A 13,834-nucleotide genomic window follows, 5' to 3' on the forward strand; every position below is an offset into this window, starting at 1 on the left:
GGGGGCGAGTCTCCCATGATCCGCAACGCTCGTGGACGACAGGCCGCCCACGTCCGGAACCCCGGCGGGGCGCGCGGGGCGTACGGGGTGTGTGCCCCGGCGTCCGCGCCCGTCCGCCGCGCCGGGCCGGTCCGGGGCTCGGCTAGCCTGGCTGCACGATGAACGACCGTATGACGACCCCCTGGGGCGAGCCGGTGCTGTCCCGCTTCCCCGAGGACCCGCGGGACAGGCTGCGCGCCTGGGACGCCTCCGACGAGTATCTCCTCAGGCATCTCGCCGAGCGGCCCGTGCCGTTGTCCGGGACGGTCGTGGTGGTCGGCGACCGGTGGGGCGCGCTGGTCACGGCGCTCGCCGCGCACCGGCCGGCGCAGATTACCGACTCCTGGCTCGGCCAGGAGGCCACCCGCGCCAACCTCGCCCGCAACGGCGTCGAGCCGGGCGCGGTCCGGCTGCTGACCACGCAGGACGCCCCGCCGGAACGGATCGACGTGCTGCTGGTGCGGGTGCCGAAGAGCCTGGCGCTGCTGGAGGACCAGCTGCTGCGGCTGGCGCCGTCGGTGCACGCGGACACGGTGGTGGTCGGCACGGGCATGGTGAAGGAGATCCACACCTCGACGCTGAAGCTGTTCGAGCGGATCCTCGGCCCGACGCGCACCTCCCTGGCGGAGAAGAAGGCCCGGCTGATCTTCTGCACGCCGGACCCGTCCCTGGTCCGCCCGCCGAACCCGTGGCCGTACCGCTACACGCTGCCCGGGGACGTCGGGCCGGTGTCCGGCCGCACGGTCGTCAACCACGCCGGGGTGTTCTGCGCGGACCGGCTCGACATCGGCACACGGTTCTTCCTGCGCCATCTGCCCGCCGGGCGGGACGGCGGCCGGGTGGTGGACCTGGGCTGCGGCAACGGCGTCGTGGGGACGGCGGTGGCACTGGCCGACCCGAAGGCCGAGGTGCTGTTCGTGGACGAGTCCTTCCAGGCGGTGGCGTCGGCGCAGGACACCTACCGGGCGAACGACGTGAGCGGGCACGCCGAGTTCCGGGTCGGCGACGGCCTGACGGGCGTCCCGTCCGGCAGCGTCGACCTGGTCCTCAACAACCCGCCCTTCCACTCCCACCAGGCGACCACCGACGCCACGGCCTGGCGCATGTTCACCGGCGCCCGCCGCACCCTGCGCCCGGGCGGCGAGCTGTGGGTGGTCGGCAACCGTCACCTCGGCTACCACGTGAAGCTGCGCCGCCTGTTCGGCAACAGCGAGGTGGTGGCGTCGGACCCGAAGTTCGTGATCCTCAAAGCCGTACGCCGGTAGGCCCCGCCAGGCCCGCCGCCTGCCGGAAGGCCGCCCCCGCTCCCCCTGCCTAAGCTGGCAGGAGGACACGCGCCGGCCGAGGAGGCTGCGATGGACGGGACGACGAACCGGCCGGGCGACGGATCCGGCGCCCGGCGGTACATGCCCATCGCCGACCACGGGCTGATCGGCGACCTGCGCAGCGTGGCGCTGGTGGCGACGGACGGCACCATCGACTGGTACTGCGCGCCGCGCTTCGACGCGCCGAGCGTGTTCGCCGCGCTGCTGGACGCCGAGAGGGGCGGCTGTTTCGAGCTGGCGGCGACCGTGCCGGCCCGTACGAAGCAGTTCTACTTCCCCGACACGAACGTGCTGATCACCCGGTACTTCACCGAGGACGGCGTCGGTGAGGTGCAGGACTTCATGCCCGTGTCCGGTGAGTCCGTGGAGGAGGGCCGGCACCGGCTGATCCGGCGGGTGCTGTGCGTGCGCGGGTCGCTGCCGTTCCGCGCGCTGATCGCGCCGCGGTTCGGCTACGCGGCGCTGCCGCACACGCTGCGGATCCTGGGCGACGTGGCCGTGTTCGAGTCGGAGGCGCTGGACCTTTCGCTCACCGCCACCGTGCCGCTGGAGCAGGACGGACCCGACGTGCGGTCCGAGTTCAAGCTCGCCGAGGGCGAGACGGCGGTGTTCGCGCTCGACCAGGTCGGCGGTGAGCTGGCGCCGCGCGGGTGCGCGCACGAGGAGGCGGAGCAGGAGTTCTCCTCGACGGTGCGCTACTGGCGGGACTGGCTGTCGGCGTCCCGCTACCGGGGCCGCTGGCGGGAGATGGTGCACCGCTCGGCGCTCACGCTGAAGCTGCTCACGTATGCGCCCACCGGGGCGATCGTCGCCGCGCCGACGACGAGTCTGCCGGAGGAGTTCGGCGGCGAACGCAACTGGGACTACCGGTACATGTGGGTGCGCGACGCGGCGTTCTGCGTGTACGCCATGCTGCGTCTCGGTTTCACCGAGGAGGCGGAGGCGTTCATGGCGTTCGTCTCCCGGCACATCAGCCCCGGCGACGGCAAGCCGTCGGGCCCGCTGCAGATCATGTACGGCATCGACGGCCGCACCGACCTGGCCGAGTACACCCTGGACCACCTGGAGGGCCACCACGGCTCCCGCCCGGTCCGGGTCGGCAACGCGGCGGCCGACCAGCTCCAACTGGACGTGTACGGCGCGCTGATCGACTCGATCTACCTGTACGACAAGTGGGCGGAGCCGATCTCCAGCGCGCAGTGGGACGATGTGACGGCGCTGGTCGACTGGGTGTGCGGGAACTGGGACCAGCCCGACGAGGGCATCTGGGAGACGCGGGGCGGGCGGAAGAACTTCCTGTACTCGCGGCTGATGTGCTGGGTGGCGATCGAGCGGGCCGTCCGCATGGCCCGCCGCCGCGGCCTGCCCGCGGACCTGCCGCGCTGGATGGAGTGCCGGGACGCGATCTACCGGCGGATCATGACCGAGTGCTGGTCGGACGAGCTGCGGGCGTTCGTCCAGCACGAGGGGGGCGATGTGCTGGACGCGGCGCTGCTGATGATGCCGCTGTCGAAGTTCATCGCGCCGAAGGATCCCAAGTGGCTGTCCACGCTGGACTGTCTGACCCGTGAGCTGGTCTCCGACTCGCTGGTCTACCGCTACGACCCGGACGTCAGCCCCGACGGCCTGCACGGCGAGGAGGGCACGTTCTCCATCTGCTCGTTCTGGTACGTCGAGGCCCTCACCCGCGCCGGCCGCCTGGACGAGGCCCGTCTGGCCTTCGAGAAGATGCTCACCTACGGCAACCATCTCGGCCTCTACGCCGAGGAGATCGGCCACACCGGCCACCAACAGGGCAACTTCCCGCAGGCGTTCACCCACCTGGCGCTGATCAGCGCGGCGTACAACCTGGACCGGGCGCTGGGCTGACCGTCAGTGGCCGTGACCGTCGGAGGAGTGCCCGGGCTTCTCCGTGTCGCCGGGTGACGCTGGCGCCTGCGGAGCGGCCTTCCCGGCCTCCACGGTGAAGGCGGCCGTGCGGACGACGCCGTCGTGCTTGAAGTCCAGGAACAGACGGTAGCTGCCGCCGCTGGGGGCGGTGGCGCCGAAGGAGACGTCCGGTCCCGGCCGGGTCGTACCGTCGCCCGGCTCGCCCTCGGGGTGGACGTGCAGGTAGGCGAGGTCTCCGGCGCGCAGGGCGACCAGGTGGCCGTAGGCGCCGAGGTAGGGCTGGAGGTCGGTGACGGGCTCGCCGTCGCGGGTGACGGTCAGGCGCAGCTCGCTCGCCCGGCCGGGCGTCAGCGTCCCGGTCAGCTTCACGTCGTAGCCGTCGACGCGGGCCGTGGCGGAGGGCCGCGACAGCTCGCGGGGGCTGTACGGGCCGGAGGCGGCCAGGTCGGCGCCGAGGGTGAGGTTCTCCGCGCCCGGCCGGTCCGGGGTGAAGTCGGCGAACACCCGGTAGCCGCCGGCGCGGGGCAGGTCGACGGGCGTGCTCCAGGTGCCGTCGGGGGCGCGCTCGGGGTGGAGGTGGCGGTACGTCACCAGGTCGCGGGAGGCCACGATGAGGTGCAGCTCCTTGTCGTGCTCCCGCCGGTACTCGTCGACGGCCCGACCGTCCGCGTCCCGCACGGTGAACCGCAGTTCGGCGCGCTCGCCGGCGGTCACCGTCGGGGTGTCCAGGTCGAGGGTGTAGCCGCCCTCGGAGATCTGCAGCCCGCCGGGCGCGTGCGCGGCGGTGGCGTCGTGGCCGTTCTCCGCCGCTCCTGACGGATGCCGCTCCTCGTGCGCCGGGGGGCGGTCCGAGACGACCGGGTCGAAGGTCTGCCCGACCCCGTAGGCGGCGCCGAACGCGCCGGCCAGCGCGGCGGCGAAGGCGGTGATCCTCACTCCGGTCTTCATGGCCGTCTCTCCCCTGGAAACGCGGCCCGCAACCCGTCGCGAGCCGATCAATACAGCTCACGATACCCCTAGGGGGTACCAAGTCAAGTCACGGAGCGCCTTGCGGTCCATACCCTACCGGGGTATTCAGCGACCGGTGCCGTTGCCGAGCTGGAACTCTCCGTCGGAGGAGGGATGCCTGTGCGTCCTGCGCCGCGCGGATCGAGAGGAAGCTCAACCGGATGGAGGGCGTCACCGCCACGGTCAACTGCGCGACCGAGAAGGCCCGGATCAGCTGCGGCGCCGACATGACCGTCCCCGGCCTGATCGCCACGGTCGAGGCAACGGGCTACACGGCGAGAGAACCCTCCCCACGCGACACGGACGCGCAACTGCCGCCGCAGCCGGACGAACTCCGCCCGCTGCGCGACCGTTTGATCACGGCGATCGTGCTGTCGGCCCCCGTCGTGGCGACGGCGATGGTCCCGGCCCGCAGTTCGAGTACTGGCAGTGGCTGTCCCCGACCCTCGCGGCGCCCGCCGTCACCTACGCGGCCTGGCACATGACGTATCCCTTCGGTCTGCTCAACCCCATGATCGCGGGGCCGGCCACGGCGTTCTCCTCGGTGTCCGTGGTGGGCAACTCGCTGCGGCTGCGGGCGTTCCGGGCGGCCTGAACGGGGTACGGGCGGGGCGTGCGGGCCCGTCGCGTGGATCATGCGTAACGTGGGGCACCTGGACGACGTCACCGCGGGAGAGACAGATGAGCGAGCGCACCGGACCCGTACGGCCCGCCGACGGACTGCGCAGGATCGCCTCCGAGGTGCTGAGGGACCTCAGAGCGGTGGACGGCGCGCTGTACGCGGCGGTCGCCGCGACCCCGACGCCGACCCTCGACCGCGCGCTGCGCAAGCTCTCCCACGCGGCCGACCACTCCAAGATCTCGTTGGCCATCGCCGGCGCCCTGGCCCTGGCCGGCGCCCGCCCGCGCAGGGCGGCGCTCGCCGGGGTCGGCGCGATAGCGGTGGCGTCCGCCTCGGCGAACCTGCTCGGCAAGCGACTGGTCCGCCGCGACCGCCCGGACCGGGAGGCGGCCCGGGTGACGCTGGACCGACACGTGCCGATGCCGATGTCGGCGTCGTTCCCGTCCGGCCACACGGCGTCGGCAGTGGCCTTCGCGACGGCTGTAGGGACGGTGCTGCCCGCTGCGTCGGTGCCGTTGGGCGCGCTCGCGGGGGCGGTGGGGTACTCCCGCATCCACACGGGGGTGCACTACCCGGGCGACGTGGCGGCGGGAGCGGTCCTCGGCGTGGCGTCGGCGGCAACAGCCCTGGCGGTCGCCTCGGCCCGCCTCCCGGCGTCGTACCCACGGGGGCCGCGGCGCGCCAGGTAGTCGGGAGCGGTCCCTCTTCCAACGCCAGATCGCATAAAGACGGTGGTCGTCCTCAGGCGGCGTTCAGCCGGGTCGTGAAGTGAGTGCGGGTGCCGGGTCAAGCGCCGCCTTCGACTCAACGAGTGGCTGCGCCCAGGAGCGCCACCGTCAGGGGGCCGCGGCATAACACCGCACGGCCACCTTCTGTTCCAGACTCCATTGCTGTTCGACGGTGGCCAGCAACTGCCAGCCGAGGCGCTCGTACAGAGCTGCCGCCGCGGTGTCCGAAGCCACCACGTCGAGCACCGGATGCAACCCGCGATCCTGCGCTTCCGCGACCGCCGCCCCCATCAGCAGCGCACCGATGCCGTGGCCACGAGCCCACGGGGCGACAAACAGTCGGTTGACCACGGCGGTCGAGGCGACACTCACCCCTGCACGAGCGCTCCACAGCCCGGGAGCCGCGTCTCCCGCGGCGCTCCGTGACAGGCCGATATGGCCGACCGTGCGGCCACCCAGTTCGGCCACCCATGAGGCGATGAGCGAGGGTGGTGTGAGCCAAGCGCTCGGGACGTCGGGCCAGTTCACCGGATAGCCGTCGCGTCCATGGACCTCTGCCAGCACCCGCACACAGTCACCGAGGTCGCGATCCGACCGCCCTCGGACACTCGGGGGGATGTTCGTGCCGGAGACGCTCTCGCTCTTCACTGAGGCATGGAAGCACACGACGGCGGGGACATCAGGCACCGGTGTGGGTGCGGGCCGGGGAAGTTGGCGCACCTCGGCGCCAACGGGGTGCCGCCACGCCCACCCACCCTCACTCCCGGCTTCGCTCGAGCGGGAGGCACCCCCATCGCCCTGGGGCACCTCCCAGGCCCCTGCAGGCACTGGGGGAGGCACGACTGCCCGCGGATTGCGGCAGCCGGCCGCAGATGGCGGGGGGGTGCCCCGCCACCGGTGTCGGTGTAGCCGCTCGCGGCGGGGAGGGGACGGGGTGGGGGTGGGCGCCCGCAGCGGCTGGCGCGTCCACGCCCTTCACGTACCGAGACGCACTCTCGCGCCAGACCGAGGACGACCGCCCCCACCGCGGCCCCGCACCACCACCCCACCCTGGGCGCTACGCCCGCCCCCACCGAACCGCAACACTGCGCCGCAGGCGTCACACATGAAGCTCGTAGGAGTCGCGCCGACCACACATGCCCAGCCCGTCCCGCCGGCTCGGCTCGGCCTCCCACACCCCCGCCCCCTCCAGATACCTCACGTCCCCCACCCCCAACGCATCCAGCCGCTCCCCCGTCCGCCGAGCCGCAGCCGCCGCCCCCGCCTCCCACAACTCCCGCCACTCCGGCACCCGGTCCCGCACCAACCCCGCCGCCGCCCGCAGAAAGTCGCGGTACGGCCCCACGTCCCCCGCCCTCAACGCCTCCCGCAGCCCGAGATACCCCTCCACCGCCAGGTCCCTCCGCCTCCGAGCCGCGCCCTCGTCCCATGGCCGCACCGCCGCCGCCTCCGCGTACCGCCCCGCATCCCCCAGCACCTCCGCCGGAAACGTGAACACCGCGTCTCCCGCCTCCGGCAACCCGCTGTTCTCCATCAGCACGGTCACCCGCAATGCGCCCCCGCCCTCCCCCGGCACCATCCGATGCACGGTCCCCGGCGCGAACCACGCCACAACCCCCTCCCGCAACGGAATCTCCCGATACCCGCCCTCCACGCTCAACGTCTGCACGGCCCCCGATCCCCCGGTGACGACGTACGCCTCCGTGCACGCGAGATGGACATGCGGACTCCCCCCGCACACCCCGTCCACGGCCTCCCACTCGTACGCCCGCAGATGCGACAACCCCACCCCACCCGGCAACGGCGACGGCAACGGCAACGGCAACGGCAACGGCAACGGCAACGGCAAGCGAGTCACCACGGCACCCCCGCCAAGAACTCCTCCACCCGCTCACTCCCCCACGCCCCGTCGGCCACGACCACCCGGTACCGAAAACCGAACGACTCCCCCGCCGGCAACCCGAACTCCTCGAAGAACGCCCAGGAGAAGGCGACCGACGGAATCGGCTCCGACCGCACGAACCAGTGGTGCGACGCCGCACTCTCCGGTGCATGCGCGAACACCACCGTCGACGCCCCGTCCCACTCGTCCCGCTCCGCCGTGAACCCCAGCCAAGGCCCCCGCGTCCCCATGAACCGCTCCCCCGGTCCACCCCCCTCCACCCCCGGCGCGAACACCGTCCCCCCGGTGAAGTCCCGCGGCCCGCGCCACTGCAGCCCGGTGTATCCGGCCATCTCCCGCCCGGCCGTGGTCGGCGACCCGAACCGCAACTCCTCGCCCCGCACGTTGGTCAGCCGTATCGACCAGTCCAACACCCAGACGCCCGCCGCAGCATCCACGGAGTGCACGCTCAACCCCCGTCCCTCACGCGCCCACTCCGCACCCCCGTTCTCCACCCACGTCAGATCTTCCACGCACGCGAACCGCTCCTCCCCCACCTCGAACGACGAGAAACCGTCGTGCCGCATCCACCCGATCCGCTCCGGCAACGGCAGATAACCCCGCCCGTGCACATACGAGTTGCCGCCCCAGAAGTTCTGCCCGGACAGATGACTGGCCGTCATCTGCAACCCCTTGTGCCACCGGTGGTCGCTGGGCCGGTACCCGGTCACCACCCTCCCCCCGAGCGTCCGCACCGGATGCGCGTACGGCTTGCGCGACTCGAACTCCACGGGATCAGGCCGGTACACGTACCGCAGAATCTCGACGTCCCCCACACTCACGCCCACGGCGTCCCCGTGCGCATGCGCCACCCGCAGCATCAGTCCCTCCCCACCCCTCCGACAGTCCCGCGCCCACTCCCGCGCTCACTCCCGCGCCCACTCCCCCTCCACGTCCCCCCGAACCCCCCGTGCATCGCCTCGTAAAAGGCGTCCCCCGGCCCGATCTCCCCAGCTCGGACAACCCGCCCCGTGAACGCGGCCTTGTACAACGCCGCAGCGAACTCCAGCGTGTCCCGCGCCTCGCGCCCGCTCCCCGGCGGCCGCACCCCGGCGTCCCACGCGTCCAGCACGAACCCCAACTGCGCGGTGTGCGAACTGGGCACGTCCTCCCCCACCTCACGCCACGCGACAGCACGCTCCTCCGCCGCATGCGGCGCCGGCGTGTACACCCAGTCCCCGTTCCGATGCCCGTACAGATGCGTCACCTCGACCGTCGCGTCAGCGCAGTCCACGCGCACCCGGCTCACCTCATCGGGCGACAGCACACTGTTCACCACGGTCGCCAGCGCCCCGCCCGCGAACCGCGCCAACGCCGTCGACACGTCCTCGCTCTCCGTGTCGTGCACCAGCCGCGCCGCCATCGCCTGCACCTCCTCCCACTCCCCGAGCAGATGCAGCAGCAGGTCGTACTGGTGGATGCCGTGCCCCATCGTCGGCCCGCCGCCCTCGGTGGCCCACCGTCCGCGCCAGGGCACGGAGTAGTACGCGGCATCCCGGTGCCACGTGGTCTGGCAATGCGCCACCAGCGGAGCGCCCAGCTCCCCGCCCCGTATCAACTCCCGTGCGCGCAAAGCCCCACTCCCGTACCGGTGCTGGAAGATCACCGACGCGTACGCCCCGGACGCGGCCTCCGCCGCCGCGATCTCGTCGTACTCGGCGAGCGACAGGCACAGCGGCTTCTCGCACAGCACCCAGGCGCCCGACTTCAGCGCGGCGACGGTCTGTTCACAGTGCAGCGACGGCGGCGTGCCGATGAGCACCAGATCGGGCCGTACGGCGTCCAGCATCGCCTCCACCGACGAGAAACCCGCCACCGCCTCCCCCGCTTCAGCCCACGCCTCCGCGCGGAAGGCGTCCAGCCGGCCGGGGTCGACATCGACGGCGGCGACGAGTTCGACACGGTCGGCGTGGGCCCGCAGCGCGGGCAGATGCCCGCCGCTGACGATCGCACCGGTGCCGACGACAGCCGCACGACGGCGGCCGGTAAACGAGGTCATGCGGCGCTCCTCGGAGAGCAACAGGCCATTCAGCGGGAGGCGCGGCGGGCGGCCAGCGCAGAAAGCGCTTTCCCCACGCGCCTCACCGACCCTAGGCCCGCCCCCTCCCCGAGACAACCCCTCGCCGCCCCGGCACAACGAACCGGTACCGGCGCTCGGGCCGCCCGGTCGCCCCGTACCGCAATGACACCTCGGCCGCCCCGACCGTGTGGAAGTACTCCAGATACCGCCGCGCACTGACCCGCGAGACCCCGGTCAGTCGTGCGCACTCGCTCGCCGACAGGCTCCCCTCCGCCTCCCGCAGTGTCCGCTCGACCAGCCCGGCGGTCTCCGCGCTCATCCCCTTGGGCAGCCGCCGCAGCCGCGACGGCGCGGACGGCGGTACGGGCATCGCCGCCCCCGCCAGCACCCGGTCGACGTCCGCCTGCCCGCGCACCACGGTGTCGCGCAGCATCCCCCGCTGCACCGCGTACCGCTCCAGCCGCCCCCGCAGGTCCTCGAAGTCGAAGGGCTTGAGCAGGTAGTCGACGACACCGTGCCGTACGGCGCCGCGCACGGCGTCCGCCTCGCGCGCGGCGCTGACGACCATGACGTCGCAGTCGTGTCCGGCGGTGCGCAGCCGGGGGATGACATCGAGGCCGAACACATCGGGCAGATACAGGTCGAGCAGCACAAGGTCGGGACGGAGTTCGTCGACGGCGCTCAGGGCCTGCTCACCGCTGCCGGCGACCCCGACCACCCGGAAGGAGTCGACGCGATCGACGTATGCCCGGTGCACGCGCGCCACCCGGAAGTCGTCGTCCACCACCAGCACCCCGATGGCCTCGCCGCCGGCCTCGTCGGGCCCGCCGATCCGGCCGGCCTCGTCAGCCCCGCCGGCCCGGCCCACACCGTCCCCGTCCCACATGCGCCTCATCATCACCCCCGCCCCCCGCCCGGCAAAGGGCCCTGCGTCAGACCTGCACCGGGAACGCCCGTCCCGCTGACACAACGACCACAACCTCCGTTGCTTCCGTAACCGCGACACCCCGCCCCCGCCCAGGCACCATGTGGCCCGCGTCACCCGCCCCCTCCACGGGTGACGCACCTCAGCAACCCACCCGAACCACCCATCCGATCCACCCGACCCCGCACAACCCGACCGACAGGTGGTGGCACCCGTGCGCCTGCGCACACCCCTCGCCCTGCTCGGCGCCGCTCTGCTCGTCCTCGTGGGCCCTCCGCTGCTCACGACCGGCAGCGGCGCCGAGAGCGGCACCCACATCCCGGGCCTGCGCCTCATGGTTCCCAACACGCCCGGAGGCGGCTACGACATCACCGCCCGCACGGCCGCGAAGAACGCCGAGGAAGCCGGACTCACCCGCTCCGTCGAGGTGTTCAACCTGCCCGGCGCCGGCGGCACGGTCGGCCTCACCCGTCTGGTGAACGAGCGCGGCAACGGCAAGCTGGCGATGTCGATGGGGCTCGGCGTCGTCGGCGCCGTCCGCTCCAACGATGCGCCCCGCACCCTCGCCGACACGACACCCCTCGCCCGGCTCACCGAGGAGCAGGACGTGGTGGTGGTCGCCAAGGACTCGCCGTACCAGGACATCGACGACCTGATCAAGGCGTGGAAGGCCGCTCCCGGGCGGCTTCCCGTCGGCGGCGGCTCCTCCCCCGGCGGCCCCGACCACCTCGCGCCGATGCTGATGGCGCAGGCCGCCGGGATCGCCCCGAAGGACGTCAACTACATCCCCTTCGACGGCGGAGGCGAGCTGCTCGCCTCGATCCTCGGCAGCAAGGTCGCCTTCGGCGTCTCGGGGGTCGGCGAGTACCGCGACCAGATCGAGGCGGGCGAGCTGCGGCTGCTCGCGGTGACCGGCCCCGAGCGCGTACCGGGCCTCGACGCGCCCACGCTCAAGGAGTCCGGCTACGACGTGGAGTTCACCAACTGGCGGGGTGTCGTCGCCCCGCCCGGCCTCACCGACGCCGAACGCGGCAAGCTCGTCCGGCTGCTGGAGGCCTTGCACGACTCGAAGGAGTGGCAGGAGTCCATGAAACGCAACGGCTGGGACGACGCGTTCCTGACCGGCGACGAGTTCGGCGCGTTCCTGGCCGCCGAGGACGAGCGCGTGGTGTCGGTACTGAAGGAGCTCGGACTGTGACCACTCCCTCCGCCCCGACGCCCGAGCAGAAGGCGGAGCCGGCACAGGCGGCCGCCCCCGAAGCCCCCCGCGCCCCCCGCTCCTGGCTCCGCGACCACTCCGAACTGGGCGTCTGCGCCCTGCTCCTCGCCCTCGGCGTACTGGTCCTCACCGACGCCCTCACCATGGACGTCGACATCACCCAGCGCGGCCCGGTCGGGCCGAAGACCGTGCCCGTCGTGGTCGGCGTCGGCCTGCTCCTCGTCGCCGCCCTCCTCGCCGTCGACGTGCTGCGCGGCGGCCGGGGGCAGGCCGAGACCGGTGAGGACGTCGACCTGACCGAACCCGCCGACTGGCGCACGGTCCTGCTGCTGTCCGGTGTGTTCCTCGGCTCCGCCGTCCTCATCGAGCCGCTCGGCTTCCCCGCCGCGGGCGCCCTGCTGTTCTGGGGTGCCGCCTTCGCGCTCGGCAGCCGCCGGGTGGACCGCGACCCGCTGATCGCGGCGGTGCTCTCGCTGGCCACCTACGCCCTGTTCGACAAGCTGCTCGGAGTGCCGCTGCCCGGCGGTCCGCTGATGGGAGTGCTGTGACATGAACGCCCTCAACTCCCTGCTGGACGGCTTCGGCACCGCCCTCACCCCGCTCAACCTCCTGTGGGCCGCGGTGGGCGTGCTGCTCGGCACGGCGATCGGCGTGCTGCCGGGCATCGGCCCGGCGATGGCGGTGGCCCTGCTGCTGCCGGTGACGTACGGGCTCGAGCCGACCGGCGCGTTCATCATGTTCGCCGGCATCTACTACGGCGCGATGTTCGGCGGTTCGACGACCTCGATCCTGCTGAACACGCCCGGTGAGAGCGCCGCCGTGGTCGCCGCGATGGAGGGCAACCCGATGGCGAAGTCGGGGCGCGGCGCTCAGGCCCTCGCGGCCGCCGCCGTCGGCCACTTCGCGGGCGGCATGGTCGGCACGCTGCTGCTGGTGGCGTTGGCGCCGACGGTCGCCGACCTGGCGGTGGACATCGGCGCGCCGGACTACTTCGCCATCATGGTGCTGGCGTTCATCGCGGTGACGTCCGTCCTCGGCTCGTCGCGGATCCGGGGCCTGGCGTCGCTGCTGATCGGTCTGACGATCGGTCTGATCGGCCTGGACCAGATGACCGGGCAGCAGCGGCTGACCTTCGGTTCGCTGCACCTCGCCGACGGCGTGGACGTGGTGATCGTCGCGGTGGGCCTGTTCGCGATCGGCGAGGCGCTGTGGGTGGCCGCCCATCTGCGGCGCCGGCCGCCGGAGCCCATCCCGGTGGGCCGGCCGTGGCTGGGCCGCGCCGATCTGCGGCGCACCTGGAAGTCCTGGGCGCGCGGCCCGCTCATCGGTTTCCCGTTCGGCGCGATCCCGGCGGGCGGCGCGGAGATCCCGACGTTCCTGTCGTACGTGACGGAGAAGCGGCTGTCGAAGCACAAGGACGAGTGGGGCAAGGGCGCCATCGAGGGCGTGGCGGGTCCCGAGTCTGCGGCGTCCGCCTCGGCGGCGGGCACGCTGGTGTCGATGCTGACGCTGGGTCTGCCGACCACGGCGGTCGCGGCGGTGATGCTGGCCGCGTTCCAGCAGTACGGCATCCAGCCCGGCCCGCTGCTCTTCGAGCGGGAACCCGACCTGGTGTGGGGTCTGATCGCCTCGCTGTTCGTCGGCATGGTGCTGCTGCTCGCGCTGAACCTGCCGCTCGCGCCGCTGTGGGCGAAGCTGCTGCGCATCCCGCGTCCGTACCTGTACGCCGGGATCATGTTCTTCGCGGCGGTGGGCGCGTACGCGGTCGGCGGCGAGGTCATCGACCTGGTGCTGCTGCTGGCCATCGGCCTGATCGGGTTCGGCATGCGGCGCTACGGACTGCCGGTGCTGCCCGCCGTCATCGGCGTGATCCTCGGACCGGCCGCCGAGCAGCAGCTGCGCCGTGCGCTGCAGATCAGCGACGGCAGCGTCACCGGCCTGGTGAACACGCCGTTCTCGGTGACCGTCTACGCGGTCGTGGTGCTGCTGCTCGCCTGGCCGCTGCTCCGCAAGGCGCTGCCACGCCGTACGGCGACGACGGCCGGGGCGCCGGAGACACCGGAGGCATCCGAGTCCTCCGAACCCCGTACGCCGACCGACCGAGGCGTCTGAGGCA

The 13,834-nt window shown here is 72.6% G+C and carries 13 protein-coding genes and 1 pseudogene; 8 read left to right on the top strand and 6 right to left on the bottom strand.

The window, feature by feature from the left end; genetic code table 11:
• The first annotated feature begins 170 nt into the window (after positions 1 to 170).
• Both AY578_RS03095 and AY578_RS03100 read left to right on the top strand, forming a co-directional pair.
• The gene (locus AY578_RS03095) at positions 171 to 1,304 is read left to right on the top strand and encodes a methyltransferase (protein ID WP_136237310.1); all 1,134 of its coding nucleotides are present in this window, start codon (positions 171 to 173) and stop codon (positions 1,302 to 1,304) included.
• Positions 1,305 to 1,394: 90 nt separating this feature from the next.
• Positions 1,395 to 3,233 (top strand): glycoside hydrolase family 15 protein, encoded by a 1,839-nt coding sequence (locus AY578_RS03100; protein WP_019526938.1) that lies wholly within the window; start codon positions 1,395 to 1,397, stop codon positions 3,231 to 3,233.
• 3 nt (positions 3,234 to 3,236) lie between these two features.
• On the opposite strand, the gene AY578_RS03105 is transcribed toward AY578_RS03100, so the two are convergent.
• Positions 3,237 to 4,202, bottom strand: a complete 966-nt coding sequence (locus AY578_RS03105; RefSeq protein WP_215048976.1) for a DUF8832 domain-containing protein — start codon at positions 4,200 to 4,202, stop codon at positions 3,237 to 3,239.
• 150 nt (positions 4,203 to 4,352) lie between these two features.
• Here AY578_RS03105 and AY578_RS03110 point away from each other — a divergent pair.
• The 3 genes and pseudogenes from AY578_RS03110 to AY578_RS03115 all read left to right on the top strand — a co-directional run.
• Positions 4,353 to 4,740 (top strand): annotated as a pseudogene (locus tag AY578_RS03110) (cation transporter); the annotation flags it as partial.
• 3 nt (positions 4,741 to 4,743) lie between these two features.
• Complete coding sequence (locus tag AY578_RS33965; protein WP_370879107.1) at positions 4,744 to 4,857, top strand: copper-transporting ATPase; 114 nt, start codon at positions 4,744 to 4,746, stop codon at positions 4,855 to 4,857.
• 86 nt (positions 4,858 to 4,943) lie between these two features.
• Positions 4,944 to 5,573 carry a phosphatase PAP2 family protein gene (locus AY578_RS03115; RefSeq protein ID WP_215048975.1) on the top strand — a complete coding sequence of 210 codons (630 nt, stop codon included), beginning with the start codon at positions 4,944 to 4,946 and terminating at the stop codon, positions 5,571 to 5,573.
• A 147-nt stretch (positions 5,574 to 5,720) separates the two neighbouring features.
• Here AY578_RS03115 and AY578_RS03120 read toward each other — a convergent pair whose 3' ends face one another.
• From AY578_RS03120 to AY578_RS03140, 5 genes are all read right to left on the bottom strand, one after another.
• Positions 5,721 to 6,260 carry a GNAT family N-acetyltransferase gene (locus tag AY578_RS03120; protein ID WP_215048974.1) on the bottom strand — a complete coding sequence of 180 codons (540 nt, stop codon included), beginning with the start codon at positions 6,258 to 6,260 and terminating at the stop codon, positions 5,721 to 5,723.
• A gap of 451 nt (positions 6,261 to 6,711) precedes the next feature.
• The gene (locus tag AY578_RS03125) at positions 6,712 to 7,443 is read right to left on the bottom strand and encodes a cupin (RefSeq protein WP_370879106.1); all 732 of its coding nucleotides are present in this window, start codon (positions 7,441 to 7,443) and stop codon (positions 6,712 to 6,714) included.
• Positions 7,444 to 7,466: 23 nt separating this feature from the next.
• Positions 7,467 to 8,378, bottom strand: coding sequence for a DUF6807 domain-containing protein (locus AY578_RS03130; protein ID WP_258907212.1), 912 nt, complete (start codon positions 8,376 to 8,378; stop codon positions 7,467 to 7,469).
• Positions 8,375 to 9,553: a Gfo/Idh/MocA family protein gene (locus AY578_RS03135; protein ID WP_019524601.1), complete on the bottom strand. Its 1,179-nt coding sequence runs from the start codon at positions 9,551 to 9,553 to the stop codon at positions 8,375 to 8,377. Before AY578_RS03135 ends, AY578_RS03130 begins: the two co-directional genes overlap by 4 nt.
• 91 nt (positions 9,554 to 9,644) lie before the next feature.
• On the bottom strand, positions 9,645 to 10,460 hold the full coding sequence (locus AY578_RS03140; RefSeq protein WP_258902006.1) for a response regulator: 816 nt from the start codon (positions 10,458 to 10,460) through the stop codon (positions 9,645 to 9,647).
• A gap of 253 nt (positions 10,461 to 10,713) precedes the next feature.
• Between AY578_RS03140 and AY578_RS03145 the strand changes: the two genes are divergently transcribed.
• From AY578_RS03145 to AY578_RS03155, 3 genes are read left to right on the top strand one after another with little or no spacing between them, the layout of a single operon-like run.
• Positions 10,714 to 11,697, top strand: coding sequence for a Bug family tripartite tricarboxylate transporter substrate binding protein (locus AY578_RS03145; RefSeq protein WP_019524603.1), 984 nt, complete (start codon positions 10,714 to 10,716; stop codon positions 11,695 to 11,697).
• A complete protein-coding gene (locus AY578_RS03150) occupies positions 11,694 to 12,266 on the top strand; it encodes a tripartite tricarboxylate transporter TctB family protein (protein ID WP_258902008.1) in 573 nt (190 codons plus the stop codon). The genes AY578_RS03145 and AY578_RS03150 overlap by 4 nt, the downstream gene beginning before the upstream one ends.
• A gap of 1 nt (position 12,267) precedes the next feature.
• Positions 12,268 to 13,830: a tripartite tricarboxylate transporter permease gene (locus tag AY578_RS03155; protein WP_215049159.1), complete on the top strand. Its 1,563-nt coding sequence runs from the start codon at positions 12,268 to 12,270 to the stop codon at positions 13,828 to 13,830.
• Positions 13,831 to 13,834: the final 4 nt, after the last annotated feature.

The sequence above is a fragment of the Streptomyces thermocarboxydus genome (assembly GCF_024760485.1).
Classification (GTDB): Bacteria; Actinomycetota; Actinomycetes; order Streptomycetales; family Streptomycetaceae; genus Streptomyces; species Streptomyces cellulosae.